Source organism: Escherichia sp. KTE172, from assembly GCF_000408845.1.
Classification (GTDB): domain Bacteria; phylum Pseudomonadota; class Gammaproteobacteria; order Enterobacterales; family Enterobacteriaceae; genus Escherichia; species Escherichia coli.
In genome coordinates this window covers 3538247-3556588 of sequence record NZ_KE137316.1, presented here as the reverse complement: position 1 = coordinate 3556588, position 18342 = coordinate 3538247, and the positions used below count along the sequence as shown (strand labels likewise).

Here is an 18342-nt window from a genome sequence, read left to right as displayed (position 1 = left end):
CTATCCGGGCAATGTTTCCACCGCGTATAACTTTTTTTACCTAAAGGTTACAATTATTCAGAATTATCTTTTTACCGAAGCGCGGTCTTCAGTATAAGCATTCATTTTTCATATGATTTGTGCGCTTGACCGCAAACTGGCATCACACTTGCGGGAAATTCGATAAATAGCACATATGATTAAAACTCAGACCCAAGTGGTCGGATCACCTGCATATCATAAGAAGGAAACACCATGACCCTACGCAAGATTCTGGCACTCACCTGCCTGCTGTTGCCGATGATGGCTTCCGCACATCAGTTCGAAACCGGTCAGCGAGTGCCGCCGATTGGCATCACCGATCGTGGCGAGTTGGTGCTTGATAAAGATCAGTTTAGCTACAAAACCTGGAACAGCGCGCAGTTAGTGGGAAAAGTGCGAGTACTGCAACATATTGCTGGTCGCACCTCTGCAAAAGAGAAAAATGCGACGCTGATTGAAGCGATTAAATCAGCGAAGTTACCGCACGATCGTTACCAGACCACCACCATTGTTAACACCGACGACGCAATTCCGGGTTCCGGCATGTTTGTGCGCAGCAGTCTGGAGAGTAATAAAAAGCTTTATCCCTGGTCGCAGTTTATTGTTGATAGCAATGGCGTCGCACGCGGTGCCTGGCAGCTGGATGAAAAAAGTTCCGCTGTAGTGGTGCTGGATAAAGACGGTCGCGTGCAATGGGCCAAAGACGGGGCGCTTACTCAGGAAGAGGTGCAGCAAGTGATGGACCTGCTGCATAAATTAATTAATAAATAGACACTCTGAACCCCGGATTCAGGAACGACTCGCGCGGAGTGTAATCCAGCGGTTTACCCTGCCAGTCGTGAACGTGCGCTCCGGCAGCCGCAGCCACAGCATGACCAGCGGCGGTATCCCAAATATTCGTTGGCCCGAAACGCGGGTACAGCTGCGCCTGTCCTTCCGCCACCAGGCAGAATTTCAGCGAAGAGCCGATGGACGTGGTCTGATGTTCGCCAAGCTGTTGCAGATACTCTTTCAGCTCCGCATCTGCATGGGAACGGCTGATCACCACCAGCGGCGGGCGCGCATCGCGGACCTGAATCTGCTTGCGCACACCGCACTCTTCTTTCCACGCTTTGCCTTCTGCCGCGCTGTACATTACGTTCATTACCGGCGCATACACCACACCTAAAATCGGTTTGCCGTGGTCGATGAGCGCAATGTTAACGGTAAATTCGCCATTACGTTTAATAAACTCTTTAGTACCATCCAGCGGGTCTACCAGCCAGTAACGCTGCCAGTGCTGACGGACTTCCCAACCGGGAGGATCTTCTTCAGAAAGGACCGGAATATCCGGTGTCAGCGTACGTAAACCGTCCATGATAACGGTGTGAGCGGCAATATCCGCTGCCGTTACCGGAGAATTGTCCGCTTTGCTGACGACGTCCATCGGTTTCGTCCCGTCGTAGACCTGCATAATGGCATCGCCTGCATTCCGTGCAAGCTGGCATACTTGATCTAACATTTCTCCACCTCGTCTCTGTGAGCGGTGTTAACTTATTGTTTTACTTATACCCTATCGTTAATGAATGCGCCAACTGTGATAGTGTCATCATTTTCAAAGCGTAAAATTGTGGCATTCTTCACTGTTCTATAAGTAAGACGTTTATTCTCTCTTTTCTTTCGTATTCCCGATGATAAAAGGATGTCCCTGATGATTAAGTTTAGCGCAACGCTCCTGGCCACGCTGATTGCCGCCAGTGTGAATGCAGCGACGGTCGATCTGCGTATCATGGAAACCACTGATCTGCATAGCAACATGATGGATTTCGATTATTACAAAGACACCGCCACGGAAAAATTCGGACTGGTACGTACGGCAAGCCTGATTAACGATGCCCGCAATGAAGTGAAAAACAGCGTACTGGTCGATAACGGCGATTTGATTCAGGGGAGTCCGCTTGCAGATTACATGTCGGCGAAAGGATTAAAAGCAGGTGATATTCACCCAGTGTATAAGGCATTAAATACGCTGGACTATACCGTCGGCACGCTTGGCAACCATGAGTTTAACTACGGTCTGGATTACCTGAAAAATGCGCTGGCGGGAGCGAAATTCCCTTATGTAAATGCCAACGTCATTGACGCCAGAACCAAACAGCCAATGTTTACACCGTATTTAATTAAAGATACCGAAGTGGTCGATAAAGACGGAAAAAAACAGACGCTGAAGATTGGCTATATTGGCGTCGTACCGCCGCAAATCATGGGCTGGGATAAAGCTAATTTATCCGGGAAAGTGACGGTGAATGATATTACCGAAACCGTGCGCAAATACGTGCCTGAAATGCGCGAGAAAGGTGCCGATGTTGTTGTCGTTCTGGCGCATTCCGGGCTGTCTGCCGATCCGTATAAAGTGATGGCGGAAAACTCAGTTTATTACCTCAGTGAAATTCCGGGCGTTAACGCCATTATGTTTGGCCATGCTCACGCCGTTTTCCCAGGTAAAGATTTTGCTGATATCGAAGGAGCTGATATCGCGAAAGGCACGCTGAATGGTGTTCCGGCGGTAATGCCAGGCATGTGGGGCGATCATCTTGGTGTGGTCGACTTACAACTCAGTAATGACAGCGGTAAATGGCAGGTAACACAGGCGAAAGCGGAAGCACGACCGATTTACGACATCGCTAATAAAAAATCCCTCGCGGCGGAAGACAGCAAGCTGGTAGAAACACTCAAAGCCGATCACGATGCCACACGCCAGTTCGTCAGCAAGCCAATCGGTAAATCTGCCGACAATATGTATAGCTATCTGGCACTGGTGCAGGACGATCCGACCGTGCAGGTGGTGAACAACGCGCAAAAAGCGTATGTCGAGCATTACATTCAGGGCGATCCGGATCTGGCAAAACTGCCAGTGCTTTCAGCTGCCGCACCGTTTAAAGTTGGTGGTCGCAAAAATGACCCGGCAAGCTATGTGGAGGTGGAAAAAGGTCAGTTGACCTTCCGTAATGCCGCCGATCTTTATCTCTATCCCAATACGCTGATTGTGGTGAAAGCCAGCGGTAAAGAGGTGAAAGAGTGGCTGGAGTGCTCCGCCGGACAGTTTAACCAGATTGATCCTAACAGCACGAAACCACAGTCACTCATCAACTGGGATGGTTTCCGCACCTATAACTTTGATGTGATTGATGGTGTGAATTATCAGATTGATGTTACCCAGCCTGCCCGTTATGACGGCGAGTGCCAGATGGTTAATGCCAATGCGGAAAGGATTAAGAACCTGACCTTTAATGGCAAGCCGATTGATCCGAACGCCATGTTCCTCGTTGCCACCAATAACTATCGCGCTTACGGTGGCAAATTTGCCGGTACGGGCGACAGCCATATCGCTTTTGCTTCACCGGATGAGAACCGCTCGGTACTGGCAGCGTGGATTGCTGATGAGTCGAAGCGTGCGGGGGAAATTCACCCGGCGGCAGATAACAACTGGCGTTTAGCACCGATAGCTGGCGATAAGAAACTGGATATCCGTTTCGAAACCTCTCCGTCAGATAAAGCCGCGGCGTTTATTAAAGAGAAAGGACAATATCCGATGAAGAAAGTCGCGACCGATGATATCGGCTTTGCGATTTATCAGGTGGATTTGAGTAAGTAAAACACTTCTTTTTCGGCCTACAAATCATCAACCGCATCCGGCATTTATTGGCGGATGCGATGCTGTCGCATCTTATCCGCCCTACAAGTCATGAACCGTAGGCCGGATAAGCGCAGCGCATCCGGCTGTTATGCCGCACGTTCATCCCGCACTGCCAGCACCTCAGGCAAATTCAACTCAATCCAGTCCGCCAGTGCAGCAACCTTTTCGCTCACCTGCTCGCCCAGCGGCGTGAGGCTGTATTCCACATGCGGCGGCACCACCGGATAAGAGATACGGTTAAGAAACCCATCCTGTTCTAATGCCTGTAACGACTGCGCAAGCATCTTTTCACTCACCCCACCCATCTTGCGGCGCAGGTCGCTAAAACGGTGCGTACCTTCGCGAAGCGCGACCAGAATCAATACCCCCCAACGACTGGTGACGTGTTTCAACACCTCGCGCGACGGGCACTGTTCGGCGAAGAGATTTCCCTCTTTCAGTTGTTGCGACAGGCTAACCTGACTCATCTCATACTTACCTTTTTGTACGTACTTACTAAAAGTAAGTTTAGGTGTTAGCGTATTTAAACACAAGACAAACGATGGAGACTTCCTATGATCGCAATTACTGGTGCCACTGGCCAACTTGGTCACTATGTTATTGAATCCTTGATGAAAACGGTTCCTGCCAGCCAAATAGTGGCTATCGTTCGTAATCCGGCAAAAGCCCAGGCACTGACAGCACAAGGCATTACCGTGCGTCAGGCTGACTACGGCGATGAAGCCGCACTGACATCTGCACTTCAGGGAGTGGAAAAACTACTGCTGATCTCTTCCAGCGAAGTGGGTCAACGTGCCCCGCAGCATCGTAATGTTATTAATGCCGCAAAGGCGGCTGGTGTGAAATTTATCGCTTATACCAGTCTGCTTCACGCGGATAAATCTCCGCTCGGCCTCGCCGATGAGCACATTGAGACGGAGAAAATGTTGGCTGATTCTGGCATCGTTTACACCCTGCTGCGCAACGGCTGGTACAGCGAAAACTACCTCGCCAGCGCCCCGGCAGCACTGGAACACGGCGTATTTATCGGTGCGGCGGGCGATGGCAAAATCGCCTCAGCAACGCGGGCAGATTATGCGGCAGCTGCGGCACGCGTGATTAGCGAAGCCGGTCACGAAGGCAAGGTTTACGAACTGGCGGGCGATAGTGCCTGGACGTTGACACAGTTAGCGGCAGAGCTGACCAAACAGAGCGGCAAACAGGTTACCTATCAAAATCTGAGTGAAGCTGATTTCGCCGCGGCACTGAAAAGCGTCGGACTGCCTGACGGACTGGCGGATATGCTGGCGGATTCTGACGTTGGCGCATCGAAAGGTGGTCTGTTTGATAACAGCAAAACGCTTAGCAAATTGATTGGCCGCCCAACGACAACGTTAGCCGAAAGCGTAAGCCATCTTTTTAATGTTAATAACTAGTTAATTAAAGTGGCATCCTCCCGCATCCTCTCTGATAATGACGGGATGCCGGGAGCAATCATATCTGCTTCCTGAACGTTTCTTCTGACAGATCAATGGATGCCAGTAATGATTAGCGGCGTGCTGTACGCCCTGTTAGCAGGGTTGATGTGGGGGCTTATTTTTGTCGGGCCGTTGATCGTACCGGAATACCCGGCGATGTTGCAGTCGATGGGGCGTTATCTGGCGTTAGGGTTAATTGCGCTGCCCATTGCCTGGCTGGGACGCGTGCGTCTGCGTCAGTTGGCGCGTCGCGACTGGCTTACCGCCTTGATGCTCACTATGATGGGCAACCTCATCTATTACTTCTGCCTTGCCAGTGCCATTCAACGTACTGGTGCGCCTGTTTCCACGATGATTATCGGCACCCTGCCGGTGGTGATTCCCGTTTTTGCCAATCTGCTTTATAGCCAGCGCGACGGCAAACTCGCGTGGGGAAAACTCGCCCCGGCACTGGTTTGTATTGGCATCGGCCTGGCGTGTGTGAATATTGCTGAGTTAAACCACGGACTCCCCGATTTTGACTGGGCACGTTATACCTCTGGCATCGTGCTGGCGTTAGTTTCCGTGGTCTGCTGGGCATGGTATGCCCTGCGCAACGCCCGCTGGCTGCGGGAAAATCCCGACAAACATCCGATGATGTGGGCAACGGCGCAGGCGCTGGTCACGCTGCCGGTTTCTCTCATCGGCTATCTCGTCGCCTGTTACTGGCTGAATACGCAAACGCCGGACTTCTCCCTACCCTTTGGCCCCCGTCCGCTTTTATTTATTAGTCTGATGATTGCGATAGCCGTGCTTTGCTCATGGGTCGGTGCACTCTGCTGGAACGTCGCCAGCCAGCGATTACCGACCGTGATTCTCGGGCCGCTGATTGTTTTCGAAACGCTGGCAGGTTTGCTGTACACCTTTTTACTCCGCCAGCAAATGCCGCCGCTAATGACGCTAAGCGGTATCGCGCTGTTAGTGGTTGGCGTGGTCATTGCGGTCAGAGCAAAACCGGAAAAACCCTTAATTGAACCTGTCTCTGAAAGTTGACACGCTGGCAGTGAGTTAAATAAGCCTCTGCTACGTAAGGGTTATAGCATTCACCTTAAAGATGCATTTAAAATACATCTTATCTTATTAAGAATGAGGTATCAGCTATGGCTTATCGCGACCAACCTTTAGGTGAACTGGCGCTCTCTATCCCTCGCGCTTCGGCTCTGTTTCGTAAATATGATATGGATTACTGCTGCGGCGGTAAGCAAACGCTGGCGCGTGCGGCGGCACGTAAAGAACTGGATGTTGAGGTCATTGAAGCTGAGCTGGCAAAGCTTGCTGAACAACCGATTGAGAAAGACTGGCGTAGCGCCCCGCTGGCAGAAATCATCGACCATATCATCGTGCGCTACCACGATCGTCACCGCGAGCAACTGCCGGAGCTGATCCTGCAAGCGACTAAAGTCGAACGCGTTCACGCCGACAAACCGAGCGTGCCAAAAGGGCTGACAAAATACCTGACTATGCTGCATGAAGAGCTTTCCAGCCACATGATGAAAGAAGAGCAGATCCTCTTCCCGATGATCAAACAAGGCATGGGCAGCCAGGCAATGGGGCCAATCAGCGTAATGGAAAGCGAGCACGATGAAGCGGGTGAACTGCTGGAAGTAATCAAACACACTACCAATAACGTCACACCGCCGCCAGAAGCCTGCACCACCTGGAAAGCGATGTATAACGGCATTAATGAACTGATTGATGACCTGATGGAGCACATCAGCCTGGAAAATAATGTGCTGTTCCCACGCGCGCTGGCGGGTGAGTGATTTGTTCGATCAACGATCCTGACATGGGCAGGATCGTTGATTATTCAGTCATTCAGTGGAAATAATTCATTGTTGTAACTGGTGTACTCACCTTCAACGGTAAGCAAACTGCCGTTTTTATCAAGATGCGCCGCATCGAGTTGTCGAGTCTCATTACGCCGCTTCGCATCACGTACCAGTCCATCGCCTACGTAATAAATATAGTGGTCATCATGAGCAAAGGTATCTGATAATTGACCATTGGCGTATTTAAACCACGTCCATTGGCCTTTCAGTTCAAAATGCTCAACCGTGTCTTCATCAATAAAATACGTATAGCGATCGTCATGTGCTAAATAATTTAATGGTGTGCCATCGGGGCTTTTATACCACTGCCATTGCCCATTAATATCAAAAATAGTCACATCATCGCTCGCAATGAAATAAACTTTATCCCCTACAATATTAACACCTTCCTGTAATTCTTGTTGCGGGTCTGGTAAATGAATGACCGACAGCGTTTTTTCGACCGCAGAAACATACTTCACCAGATAGAGCGAATCTTTATATTGCGCCACATTCTCCGTCAGCGGGCGAAAATATTCCGGATCAACATCAGGAATAGTCGCAACCCGGCAGTCATTAGCACGCCTGGAAGCATCACGCGTCAACCATGTTACTTTATCCCGCTGCAGGTCAAACGTACTCCGACAATTTTTACCGAACGCATAACGTTTCTCCCCGTCTTTATCGCGATAAATTAGCAGTGAACCGGCTATCCAGCGCACAATATGAAAGGTATCCGGATCGGCGTTGATGGCATCTCCATTCACAAAGACCTGTGATTTAGTCCGCCAGATTGTATCCCAGGGTCCCGGATTACTTTTGCTTTGGCAGCTATTGGGGGAAAATAAAATAATTCGTCGGTCCCAGGATTTAACGCCAAGAATAGAATACCCTTGCGCACTGCCCAACCAGTGCCCCTGAAAGTAAATATTGTGACGATCTTTCAGCACATCCGCGGAATCACCTGAACCGCCGACTTGTTGCAACGAATCCATATCGACCTGCTTTTCGTCGCGATTATCATCCGTGCGTTCACCATCAAAATAGAGACTATCTTTATCGGCGGCAAAACGCCCCCACGCGCGGAATGTTGCAACATCAACTTTCGGTGTTCCCGGCGGGTTCTGGACTATTTTCCCTGCCCATAAAATATGGCGGCCATCGGTTAACCAGTCGAAACGCCAGCCGCCATTTGACCGATAGCCAGAGAAGGGAGCCACCCGCACAAAATCATTATTGATATCATCAGGTGAATCGTATTCACCATCAGTGCCGTTGGGTACGCGGCGAAGTTGTTTGAACTTTACCTGCGGCAAATGAATATCCGGAAAATCGATACCGTAACCGTCACTATCTTCAACGATATATTTTGTGCCTTGCCCCCACGGCTGGTAGTAAAACGCAGCATAAGGCACGCCGGAGCAGGCTATCGAAGCGGTTGAAAATAAAGCCAGTGCGAGACAAACGGGTTTAATTGGCAACATAGCATCATCCTGAAGCTGTTAGCGTGTAAGAGGTTATTTAAATAAGGGTTTCAGACCGCTCGGGGGTTGCTTCACCGTAGACCATTCTGCTGAAATGGGGTTGTAACGCAGCCATTCAGTTTGCTCGTAGTGTTTTCCGTCGATTGTGGTTAATCCACTAAGTTCGTGACTGTAGAGTTGCCCGTCTGTAGTGATATACATGTAGCCAGTTACCATGCTTTCCCTATCTAATAATTCAAAAACATCCTCTGGCTTGGGTGTTATCAGTTCACCTTCACCTAATGCATTGGTTTTAACCTTATAGAATTGATCTTTGTAATAGCCTACCGACCCGGTAAGTAAGGTAAAATATTCCGGATCAACTCCTTTAAGCGTTTCATAAACACAATCACTGCCCGCAGGCGTCGCTTCTTGTTTGAGCCTGGACACATTCTTCAAACCGATATTAAATAACGCACAACTGTGACCAATATCTTCCAACGTATAGTCATGCTCGCCGCTTTTATCGCGATAAACTAACCGTTCGCCAGGCATCCAGCGGATTATCTGAAAGGTTTTGCGATCGGCGGGCAGCGGCTTGCCATTAACAATCACCTGCGAATTTGTCATTACAACAAATTGCAGGGATGAATCATGCCGCAGGATTTGAAACCCGTCAGCGCTGCCCAACCAGTGCCCCTTATGCCAAAGACTATTTTTATCACGCAGTAAATTCCAGATGTCCGTCTCTTCAAGCGTTGACATATCCACCTGCTTATCACCGCTATTATCATCGGTACGCTGGCCGTCAAAATAGATACTGCGTTTATCAGCAGCGAAAGCGCCGAATGCCTTAAAACTGGCGGCATCGACATTAGGTTCACCGGATGGATTTTTCAGGACTTTGCCTGCCCAAAGGACAGAACGTCCATCGGTGAGCCAGGTATGCTGGCAATCCCCCTCGTCATCACAGTCGAACTTATCGGGATTAAAATCGGAGAGCAGCCGGGTTTCTTGTTTATTGGCTAAATTGGCAATGCGCCAGAGGCGGGAAAAATTAACGTCTGGTAATTCGGAGAGGATCTCATCTTCTTTTCCCTTCTGTTCGGCAACGTAAACCGTGCCTTTTTCATGCTGGCGGTAATAAAAATCCGCGCCCCAGGAAGGTGAAATGGAGAGAGGTAATGCGGCGATTAATAACCAACTGCGCTTAACCATAGTGAACTCTGCAACGAGTGGCAAAGATTCACGGTAAGCTCGCGCCTGAGGGCTGTCTATGATGGTAGATATTTTTAAGAATATATAAAGACAAAGGCACCCGCAGGTGCCTTTCAGAGCTATAAACGCAGCATTACTTCGCCATGCGTTTTTTACCAATAAACAACCAGCCCAGCCCCAGAGCGATAAACCACAGCGGGGTAACCAGCAGCGCCTGGCGGGTATCATCTTCCAGTGTCAGCAGCACGACCACGAACACAAAGAATGCCATACATACCCAGCACATCAGCTTGCCGAGCGGCATCTTGTAGATCGACTTATCATGCAGGTGTGGACGCTGTTTGCGGTACACCAGGTACGAGCAAAGGATAATCGTCCAGACGAACATAAACAGAATCGCGGAAACGGTTGTAATCATCGTGAACGCGCCAATCACGCTGGGATTCACATACAACATCACCACGCCGCCGAGCAGACAGATACAAGAGAAGGTCAGCCCTTTCGCGGGTACTGCGCGCTTAGAGAGTTTAGCGAACGCTTTCGGTGCCACACCTTCCTGCGCCAGACCAAACAGCATACGGCTGGTAGAGAAGACACCGCTGTTAGCGGAAGACGCCGCAGAGGTCAGCACCACAAAGTTGATCACGCTGGCAGCCGCAGGCAAACCTACCAACACAAACAGCTCAACGAACGGGCTTTTCTCCGGGACTACCGAACTCCACGGCGTCACGGACATAATCACAATCAACGCGAAGACGTAGAACATAATGATACGGATCGGAATGGAGTTAATCGCGCGTGGCAGTGATTTCTCTGGATCTTTGGTTTCCGCAGCTGTTGTACCTACCAGCTCAATCCCCACGAAAGCGAAAACCGCTATCTGGAATCCGGCAAAGAAGCCACTTAAACCTTTCGGGAACCAGCCGCCGTCATTCCACAAATGCGCGAATGACGCTTCTACACCGGTCGGTGACTGAAAGTGCATCGCCACCATGACCAGGCCGACGACTATCAGCGACACAATGGCGACGATTTTGATCATCGCAAACCAGAACTCCATCTCACCGAACATTTTCACGGTGGCGAGGTTGAGCGTCAGCAGCAGCACTATCACCGCCAGCGAGGCGACCCAGTCGGAGAGATCGGGGAACCAGAACTGAGCATAAGCCGTGATCGCCACCACGTCTGCCATACCGGTTACAACCCAGCAGAACCAGTAAGTCCAGCCGGTGAAATATCCTGCCCACGGCCCGAGTAAATCGGAAGCGAAGTCACTAAAAGATTTGTATTCCAGATTCGAAAGCAGCAATTCCCCCATTGCCCGCATCACGAAAAAGAGCATAAAACCAATGATCATATAAACAAAAATGATCGACGGCCCGGCAAGGCTAATCGTTTTGCCGGACCCCATAAACAACCCCGTACCAATGGCACCGCCAATGGCAATAAGCTGAATATGTCGGTTTGTGAGATTGCGCCGTAGCGACTGTTCAGCCGGAGCCTGATCATCGGCAACGACTTTTACCTGATCTACCATGTTTTTTTCTTCCTGTACCTGTCTGTGTTGTTCAGGCTCTACGGCCTTTAGTCAGTCTATGATACGACGAATCTGTATCGGGACTCATCGATATTAGGTAACAATACGCGGGATGAATACTAAGATTTAGATCTAATGTTAATTTTATGTTTAAAGTGAGTGTCATATCACGGTGATAACGCGAAACAGCTCACAAAAATACACGCTTACGGGGTCTTTGCAACACAAAATAGCGCCGTTTGGCAAACTGAAGGGTTTATTGCTGAATGCCTGCTCCCCTCTGGCTCGAGGGGAACAGAATGCGCTGCTTAGAGGATTTCCAGCAGTTCGACTTCAAACACCAGGGTGCTGAACGGAGGGATGGACGCGCCTGCGCCACGCTCACCATATGCCAGTTCCTGCGGGATAGTCAGTTCCCATTTAGAACCTACCGGCATCAGAGTCAGCGCTTCAATCCAGCCTGGGATCACGCCGTTAACCGGGAATTCAGCTGGCTCGCCGCGAGCAACGGAGCTGTCAAACACGGTGCCGTCGATCAGTTTTCCGGTGTAATGAACACGAACGCGGTCGGTACGTGCCGGAATTGCGCCTTCGCCCTGGTTGATCACGCGGAATTGCAGGCCAGATTCGGTGCTATTCACACCTTCTTTTTTGGCGTTTTCTTCCAGGTATTTCACACCTTCAGCAGCCATCGCCTGGAAACGCTGACGACGAACGGCATCGGCGCGTTCGTGGATTTCACGCAGCGCGCGGTGCACCACATCAACCGGAACAGCCGGATGTTTGCCTTCCAGCGCATCAGCAATGCCTGCAACCAGTGCTTCTGGCAGCAGCCCTTCCAGGCCAGATTCACTCAGTTGTTGCCCTACCTGCAAACCAATGCCGTAGCTTGCTTGCGCTTCGATGGTGTCAAAAGTTGGGGTGGTCATCGTATTTCCTTTCTTAGGGTATAAAGTAGCGGGCAGCATATCAGCCACACTTCTTTGGGTAAAACTTTGTCGCGGGAATGATGACAAATCCCGGGGAAAAAGAAACAATAGCAATATCCCGTATGAATATAATAAAGGCGGGTTTACCACGGACATCATAGCGTTAGCTTATTCATAGGCTATGATTGAGGAACAAGACGCGGAGCAGGAGGAAACCATGCCCGGGCGCTTTGAACTAAAACCAACCCTGGAGAAAGTCTGGCACGCGCCGGACAATTTTCGCTTCATGGACCCGCTGCCGCCGATGCATCGTCGGGGGATCATTATTGCCGCCATTGTATTGGTGGTCGGATTTCTGCTTCCATCTGATGATACGCCCAACGCGCCAGTGGTGACGCGTGAAGCGCAGTTAGATATTCAGTCGCAATCACAACCGCCGACAGAAGAACAGCTGCGGGCGCAGCTAGTTACGCCACAAAATGATCCTGATCAGGTGGCCCCGGTCGCTCCAGAACCTATACAGGAAGGCCAGCCAGAAGAGCAGCCGCAAACTACCCAAACGCAACCATTCCAGCCAGATAGCGGAATTGATAATCAATGGCGCTCTTACCGTGTCGAACCCGGTAAAACGATGGCGCAGCTGTTCCGCGACCACGGACTGCCCGCTACCGATGTCTATGCAATGGCGCAGGTAGAAGGCGCGGGTAAGCCGCTGAGTAATTTGCAAAACGGGCAGATGGTGAAAATCCGCCAGAACGCCAGCGGCGTGGTGACGGGCTTAACCATTGATACGGGGAATAATCAACAGGTCCTGTTTACCCGCCAGCCGGATGGCAGTTTTATTCGTGCGCGGTAGATGAAGGGTCAACCAAAAGCCAGCTAAGGATTGTCTCTTTGATGACCTTACGTCTGGCTTCCAGTGCCTGAGGTGAAACCATACTGATATGTTGACATCCTCCACGCCCTGAAGGACGTGGATCCCTGCTACGTTCAGGCTGTCGCCTAAATCATTTCGGGGGGTTCCTGCTTCAACGAGCGGCCTGACTGCACCATCTCTCCACAGGCAAGAACGGCGTGCCCCGCCGCTAAAATGTTACGAGCGCCATTTACATCGGCGTTCGCTGTATATCCACATGCCTGGCATCTGAATTTACTTTGTGACAGGCGATTTTCTTTCGCTGTATGACCACAGCACGCGCAACGCTGGCTTGTGTACGCTGGCGGAACAGCAAGCACCTGACCGCCACGCCAGAGCTGCTTGTACTCAAGCTGGCGGCGCATTTCATACCAGCCCTGATCCAGTATCGAACGGTTTAAACCTGATTTTGCCCGGACATTGCGCCCCGGCTGGCTGACCGTACCCGCTGCTGACTTTGACATGTTGCTGACCTTCAAATCCTCAATGACTATCATTGCGTGGTTTTTGCTGACGGTCGTTGTGACTTTGTGAAGGTAGTCCCTGCGGATATTTGCGATACAGGAATGCAGTCGCTGTATTTTGCGTTTCTGCTTCTGCCAGTTGTTGCTGAATTTGACCTTGCGGCTTAACTGTCGCTGAAGTCTCGCCAGCTTCTTCTGGTTTTTCTGAAAACTGTTTACAGGCTCAAAGACTGTGCCATCTGACAGCGTGGCGAGTTTAGCCACGCCAGCATCCAGCCCGACCATTGATGCTGAAGGGTGAACCGGAGTTGATACTTCATTTTCAGTCTGAATACTGATGTACCACTTACCGCAGGACTGGCTGACAGTGACATTTTTCACAACACCCGTGACCTGACGGCTATTCCGGTAGCGCATCCAGCCAAGTTTCGGCAGAAAAATACGGCTGTTTTCCTGATCGAGCTTAACGCCCTGCGGGTAGCGGAATGCATCATTCTGTCCCCGCTTTTTGAATCGGGGAAAAGCAGCCCGCTTCTGGAAGAAGTTTTTGTAAGCCCGCTCAAGGTCTTTCAGTGACTGTTGCAATGGCTGTGAGGGCGAATCTTTAAGCCATTGCGTTTCAGTGGCGTTTTTCCACTCAACCAGCCAGGAAGCCATTTTCCCGTAAGGGATGTATTTATTACCGGCCTCATGATTCTCATTCTGACGTGCCAGAGCACGATTGAAAACGAAACGACATGCGCCTGCGAAGCGCCTCATTTCACGCTCCTGTTGACCACCGGGTCTTAACTGGAATTTAAATGCCTGTAGTCGTTTCACAGGCCAAATGATACTTTGGTCTGTGAGAAAAGAAACCGATATCCGGCGTGGAAGGCATTGTGTTTTCCTGATGCATGTTCACCAGGTCTTTGTCACCAAATACCGACGTCAGATTTTTGACCATGACGCGACAGAAAAACTACGCACTTACTTTTCAAATGTATGTGCTGATTTTGAAGCTGAACTGGTTGAAATGGATGGCGAACCAGATCACGTCCATTTGTTAATTAACTATCCTCCCAAACTGGCGATATCCAGTCTGGTAAACAGCCTCAAAGGCGTATCGGGTAGGTTACTGCGACGAGATCGACCAGATATTGCAGTCAGGTATTACTACAAAGGCGTTTTGTGGAGTCCTGGCTATTTTGCCAGTAGCTGCGGAGGTGCGCCAATATCCGTCATCCGCCAATACATTGAACAACAGCAAACACCTGATCAGGTGGAAAACCGCGCCTTATATCCCCGCCCTGAAGGACGGGGTTTTACGGCGCACCGGATAAACCAGGCCAAGCGTATGCTGGTTGATCAAATAATATCCCCCAAGCGCAGCAATATTAATATTCACCTGCAATGGGTCGATATCTGGCTTAAAAATATTGTGTTTCCTCCCTTCATCCAATAAGGATTCCATTAACTGCAAGTGCGCATGATTAATTTCTAAGAGACGCTGTGATTTTGCATAATGCACACCTTTACTTTGGTTTTCACTATGCACAATTTTTAAAAACCAGGGATTAGCAATATAATAATCCCAGGTAAAATCGATGATTTTTTCAATGGCTTTTTGTGGCTGGTTAACCTGCTGATTAACAAACGCACCGATACCGACAGCGTAGAATAATTACATACCGCACAACAAGAATGTATGGTGTAAGGCGTTGTCAGTCATCTCCCTCCCTGGGTGCATCATTATATCCGTGATGAGCGATTTTTGATATTAATATCTTTCACCATCCGCTATTTTCACTACTTCAGAAAACAAACTTATTTTTATTAATATCGATTCTTTTTCTTTGAGCATTTAACTACGATATTTATAAAAAAATTAAACAGGCAAAAATACAATGACATTACCAACCACTATTTATTCATTTCCTGCATATTCACCCCGTTTTTCGTCCACCGACAAACCAGTAAAATTAAAATTTCATCAATACGCACGCGCTACATTACTTTCAAATCGTGGAAGAGATCATAATTGCGATGGCAGACATACTGTTGAGATCCACAAACTAGATCTCTCAGACTGGCAAGCATTCAATAAACTAGCGATGGCGTGTAATGCTTACGATGGAATAACAATGAATGGTGATAATTCTTTTGGATGGAACCATGAGGCTACATTAGATAATATTCACGCCCAGAAATACAATAAAGCTTACGCGGGTGCGAGGTTAACCGCAGAACTGAAATATTTATTGCAAGATGTCGAATCCTTCGAACCCAACAGTAAATACACAATACACGAGGTTGTTTTGGGTCCAGGTTATGGTACTCCAGACTATACCGGCCAAACGATAGGATACGTTGTAACCCTTCCTGCCCAAATGCCTAATTGCTGGTCATCTGAACTACCAACAATCGATCTTTATATCGACCAACTTCGCACTGTTACAGGCGTTTCTAATGCCCTCGGATTCATCATTGCTGCATTGCTAAACGCGTATTCTGATTTACCCCATGATTTGAAAATTGGTCTGCGTTCCTTATCAAGTTCAGCAGCAATCTACTCGGGTTTGGGTTTCGAGCGAGTGCCGCAGGACCGAGACATAAGGTGCGATCATATGCATCTAACGCCAGCAAACCATCCTGAATTATGGACACAAGAGAATGGTGAATGGATCTACTTACGAAACTAATACCTGACGAAAAATAGAAAGCAAAACGCCGACCACTGGTCGGCGTTTTTACGTCTCGTTGAATAACGAATTATTCAGCTACTACGTTTACGATCACTTTCGCGAATACTTCGCTGTGAACCTGGAAGCTCACTTCGTGTTCGCCAGTGGTACGCAGAACGCCGTTCGGCAGGCGAACTTCGCTCTTAGCCACTTCAACGCCAGCTGCAGTTACAGCGTCAGCGATGTCGCGAGTACCGATGGAACCGAACAGTTTACCTTCGTCGCCAGCTTTAGACGCGATGGTAACAGTTTCCAGTGCATTGATTTTCTCAGCGCGAGCATTAGCTGCTGCCAGAACTTCAGCCAGTTTAGCTTCCAGTTCAGCGCGACGTGCTTCGAAGAATTCAATGTTTTTCTTGGTAGCTGGAACAGCTTTACCCTGCGGTACCAGGAAGTTACGAGCATAGCCCGCTTTAACGTTTACCTGATCACCCAGGCTACCCAGGTTTGCTACTTTATCAAGCAGAATAACTTGCATTACCTTATCCTCTCAAAGTCGTATTAATGGACCGTGACCGATTACTGATGGCGATCAGTGTACGGCAGCAGGGACAGGTAGCGAGCGCGTTTGATAGCGCGAGCCAGCTGACGCTGGTATTTTGCACGGGTACCGGTGATACGGCTTGGGACAATCTTACCGCTTTCGGTGATGTAGTTTTTCAGCGTAGCGATATCTTTATAGTCGATCTCTTGAACGCCTTCCGCGGTGAAACGGCAGAACTTGCGACGACGGAAATAACGTGCCATATGGCTAGTCTCCAGAATCTATCAATTCAATCTGCTCGGCATGCAAAACCATTTTGCTCAGTCCGTTCTTTGCCTTGTGGCATGAAATGAACCCCTGAACGGTTATGCGACTGCCGACCGTTATACTGTGAGTAATGGCCTGGTTTTCGTGTCCGCTAACAATAACGGGCATTTGGCACCACGCCTGCCGGTGAAAACCGGCTTCCTCCTGCACAGAACGATGCTCAAGCACGAACTGGCAGTGAGGAATTCCTGATGGACTGACCTTTCGAAGGGGAGTCCTGCACACGGTGCCGGACAACACCAGACGGTTGGTCATCAGAAATTACTCTTCAGAATCCCCAGCTTCAGCATCATCAGTGGTTTCGTTTGCGAAATCATCGCGACGCTCACGGCGCTCGTCTTTCGCTTTAACCATCGGAGATGCTTCGGTAACAGCGTGCTTGGTACGCATAACCATGCTGCGGATAACGGCATCGTTGAAGCGGAAGGTAGTTTCCAGCTCATCGATCACTTCCTGCGGAGCTTCAACGTTCATCAGAACGTAGTGTGCTTTGTGCAGTTTGTTGATCGGGTAAGCCAGCTGACGGCGGCCCCAGTCTTCCAGACGGTGGATCTTGCCTTCTGCACCAGTGATGGCAGCAGTGTAGCGCTCGATCATGCCCGGAACCTGTTCGCTCTGGTCAGGATGGACCATAAAAACGATTTCGTAATGACGCATCGAATTGCTCCTTACGGATTATTCAGCCTCCTGTCTGGGTCAGCCGAATCCCGGGGAGGCAAGGAACGTGTTAAAGGTCGGCTGAAAAATGACGCGTTATAGTACTGACATACCCCGCTAAACTCAAGGCCAGCCGACAAATAAATCTCATCTTTCACCAAATCGTACTAACACGCTGATTTGAAGTTCATCACACTTCATCATGGTGTTTTTTTGAACAACTGCATCAGAAATGGTCACCATCAACTTCTTTATCATTGATTAAAATTAAATCAGAAGATCATCACAGAGGAGAGCACACAAAGTCAGCCGTTGAGGAGGTATCTATGTTCAGTCGTGTTTTAGCCCTTCTGGCTGTGCTTTTGCTAAGTGCAAATACATGGGCAGCCATTGAAATTAATAACCACCAGGCCAGAAATATGGACGATGTGCAAAGCTTAGGCGTGATTTATATCAACCATAACTTCGCCACTGAAAGTGAAGCACGTCAGGCATTAAATGAAAAGACAGATGCGCAGGGCGCAACGTACTACTATCCGATCCTGATACGGGAACCGGGAAGTAACGGCAATATGCACGCCAGCGCGGATATTTATCGCTAGCACCAGGTATAACCAACGAAACAT

At 49.4% G+C, this 18342-nt stretch carries 20 protein-coding genes and 2 pseudogenes; 9 read left to right on the top strand and 13 right to left on the bottom strand.

Annotation, left to right across the window (positions count from 1 at the left end; genetic code table 11):
• Window positions 1–234: 234 nt before the first annotated feature.
• Complete coding sequence (locus G434_RS07215; protein ID WP_000175289.1) at window positions 235–792, top strand: YtfJ family protein; 558 nt, start codon at window positions 235–237, stop codon at window positions 790–792.
• Here the strand turns inward: G434_RS07215 and cysQ are convergent.
• Window positions 782–1522, bottom strand: a complete 741-nt coding sequence (gene cysQ, locus G434_RS07220) for a 3'(2'),5'-bisphosphate nucleotidase CysQ (RefSeq protein ID WP_000886909.1) — start codon at window positions 1520–1522, stop codon at window positions 782–784. The two genes, G434_RS07215 and cysQ, sit on opposite strands and share 11 nt — an antisense overlap.
• A gap of 189 nt (window positions 1523–1711) precedes the next feature.
• On the opposite strand from cysQ, the gene cpdB reads away from it, so the two are divergent.
• Window positions 1712–3655 (top strand): 2',3'-cyclic-nucleotide 2'-phosphodiesterase, encoded by a 1944-nt coding sequence (gene cpdB / locus G434_RS07225; protein ID WP_000589436.1) that lies wholly within the window; start codon window positions 1712–1714, stop codon window positions 3653–3655.
• A gap of 128 nt (window positions 3656–3783) precedes the next feature.
• Here cpdB and G434_RS07230 read toward each other — a convergent pair whose 3' ends face one another.
• Window positions 3784–4164, bottom strand: coding sequence for a winged helix-turn-helix transcriptional regulator (locus G434_RS07230; protein ID WP_000084623.1), 381 nt, complete (start codon window positions 4162–4164; stop codon window positions 3784–3786).
• An 87-nt stretch (window positions 4165–4251) separates the two neighbouring features.
• On the opposite strand from G434_RS07230, the gene qorB reads away from it, so the two are divergent.
• From qorB to ytfE, 3 genes are all read left to right on the top strand, one after another.
• Complete coding sequence (gene qorB / locus G434_RS07235) at window positions 4252–5112, top strand: NAD(P)H:quinone oxidoreductase (protein ID WP_000560581.1); 861 nt, start codon at window positions 4252–4254, stop codon at window positions 5110–5112.
• Window positions 5113–5220: 108 nt separating this feature from the next.
• Window positions 5221–6186, top strand: a complete 966-nt coding sequence (locus G434_RS07240; RefSeq protein WP_001305661.1) for a DMT family transporter — start codon at window positions 5221–5223, stop codon at window positions 6184–6186.
• Window positions 6187–6293: 107 nt separating this feature from the next.
• Entirely contained in the window at window positions 6294–6956 is a 663-nt protein-coding gene (ytfE, locus tag G434_RS07245; RefSeq protein ID WP_000331457.1) for an iron-sulfur cluster repair protein YtfE, read from the top strand.
• Window positions 6957–7000: 44 nt separating this feature from the next.
• Here ytfE and G434_RS07250 read toward each other — a convergent pair whose 3' ends face one another.
• The 4 genes from G434_RS07250 to fklB all read right to left on the bottom strand — a co-directional run bounded on the left by G434_RS07250 (window position 7001) and on the right by fklB (window position 12148).
• Window positions 7001–8485, bottom strand: a complete 1485-nt coding sequence (locus G434_RS07250; RefSeq protein ID WP_000936773.1) for a hypothetical protein — start codon at window positions 8483–8485, stop codon at window positions 7001–7003.
• Between the two features lie 33 nt (window positions 8486–8518).
• Complete coding sequence (locus G434_RS07255; RefSeq protein ID WP_000240846.1) at window positions 8519–9682, bottom strand: DKNYY domain-containing protein; 1164 nt, start codon at window positions 9680–9682, stop codon at window positions 8519–8521.
• A gap of 133 nt (window positions 9683–9815) precedes the next feature.
• Entirely contained in the window at window positions 9816–11219 is a 1404-nt protein-coding gene (gene cycA / locus G434_RS07260) for a D-serine/D-alanine/glycine transporter (protein WP_000228342.1), read from the bottom strand.
• A 308-nt stretch (window positions 11220–11527) separates the two neighbouring features.
• Window positions 11528–12148, bottom strand: coding sequence for a BamJ family beta-barrel-assembly machinery protein (gene fklB / locus G434_RS07265; protein WP_000211225.1), 621 nt, complete (start codon window positions 12146–12148; stop codon window positions 11528–11530).
• 217 nt (window positions 12149–12365) lie between these two features.
• Here fklB and ytfB point away from each other — a divergent pair, with 217 nt between their 5' ends.
• Window positions 12366–13004 carry a cell division protein YtfB gene (gene ytfB / locus G434_RS07270; RefSeq protein WP_001119478.1) on the top strand — a complete coding sequence of 213 codons (639 nt, stop codon included), beginning with the start codon at window positions 12366–12368 and terminating at the stop codon, window positions 13002–13004.
• Here the strand turns inward: ytfB and G434_RS28060 are convergent.
• A pseudogene (locus G434_RS28060) lies at window positions 12988–13095 on the bottom strand (TetR/AcrR family transcriptional regulator); the annotation flags it as partial. The gene ytfB and the pseudogene G434_RS28060 overlap by 17 nt on opposite strands.
• A 55-nt stretch (window positions 13096–13150) precedes the next feature.
• Window positions 13151–14347, bottom strand: coding sequence for an RNA-guided endonuclease InsQ/TnpB family protein (locus tag G434_RS07275; protein ID WP_001309930.1), 1197 nt, complete (start codon window positions 14345–14347; stop codon window positions 13151–13153).
• A 7-nt stretch (window positions 14348–14354) separates the two neighbouring features.
• Here G434_RS07275 and tnpA point away from each other — a divergent pair.
• Window positions 14355–14780 (top strand): annotated as a pseudogene (gene tnpA / locus G434_RS28055) (IS200/IS605 family transposase); the annotation flags it as partial.
• Between the two features lie 21 nt (window positions 14781–14801).
• Here tnpA and G434_RS30360 read toward each other — a convergent pair.
• The gene (locus G434_RS30360) at window positions 14802–15089 is read right to left on the bottom strand and encodes a hypothetical protein (RefSeq protein ID WP_230278486.1); all 288 of its coding nucleotides are present in this window, start codon (window positions 15087–15089) and stop codon (window positions 14802–14804) included.
• Window positions 15090–15411: 322 nt separating this feature from the next.
• Here G434_RS30360 and G434_RS07280 point away from each other — a divergent pair, with 322 nt between their 5' ends.
• Window positions 15412–16206 carry a DUF2686 family protein gene (locus G434_RS07280; RefSeq protein WP_001305664.1) on the top strand — a complete coding sequence of 265 codons (795 nt, stop codon included), beginning with the start codon at window positions 15412–15414 and terminating at the stop codon, window positions 16204–16206.
• 70 nt (window positions 16207–16276) lie between these two features.
• On the opposite strand, the gene rplI is transcribed toward G434_RS07280, so the two are convergent.
• Genes rplI through rpsF form a run of 4 tightly spaced genes read right to left on the bottom strand, consistent with a single transcriptional unit; the run spans window position 16277 to window position 17716 of the window.
• Window positions 16277–16726, bottom strand: a complete 450-nt coding sequence (gene rplI, locus G434_RS07285) for a 50S ribosomal protein L9 (RefSeq protein ID WP_001196062.1) — start codon at window positions 16724–16726, stop codon at window positions 16277–16279.
• Window positions 16727–16767: 41 nt separating this feature from the next.
• Window positions 16768–16995 carry a 30S ribosomal protein S18 gene (gene rpsR, locus G434_RS07290; RefSeq protein ID WP_000135199.1) on the bottom strand — a complete coding sequence of 76 codons (228 nt, stop codon included), beginning with the start codon at window positions 16993–16995 and terminating at the stop codon, window positions 16768–16770.
• Window positions 16996–16999: 4 nt separating this feature from the next.
• A complete protein-coding gene (gene priB, locus G434_RS07295) occupies window positions 17000–17314 on the bottom strand; it encodes a primosomal replication protein N (RefSeq protein ID WP_001296681.1) in 315 nt (104 codons plus the stop codon).
• Window positions 17315–17320: 6 nt separating this feature from the next.
• Window positions 17321–17716 (bottom strand): 30S ribosomal protein S6, encoded by a 396-nt coding sequence (gene rpsF / locus G434_RS07300; protein ID WP_001216677.1) that lies wholly within the window; start codon window positions 17714–17716, stop codon window positions 17321–17323.
• A gap of 326 nt (window positions 17717–18042) precedes the next feature.
• Between rpsF and yjfY the strand changes: the two genes are divergently transcribed.
• On the top strand, window positions 18043–18318 hold the full coding sequence (gene yjfY / locus G434_RS07305; protein ID WP_000492918.1) for a DUF1471 family protein YjfY: 276 nt from the start codon (window positions 18043–18045) through the stop codon (window positions 18316–18318).
• The last annotated feature ends 24 nt before the right edge of the window (window positions 18319–18342 follow it).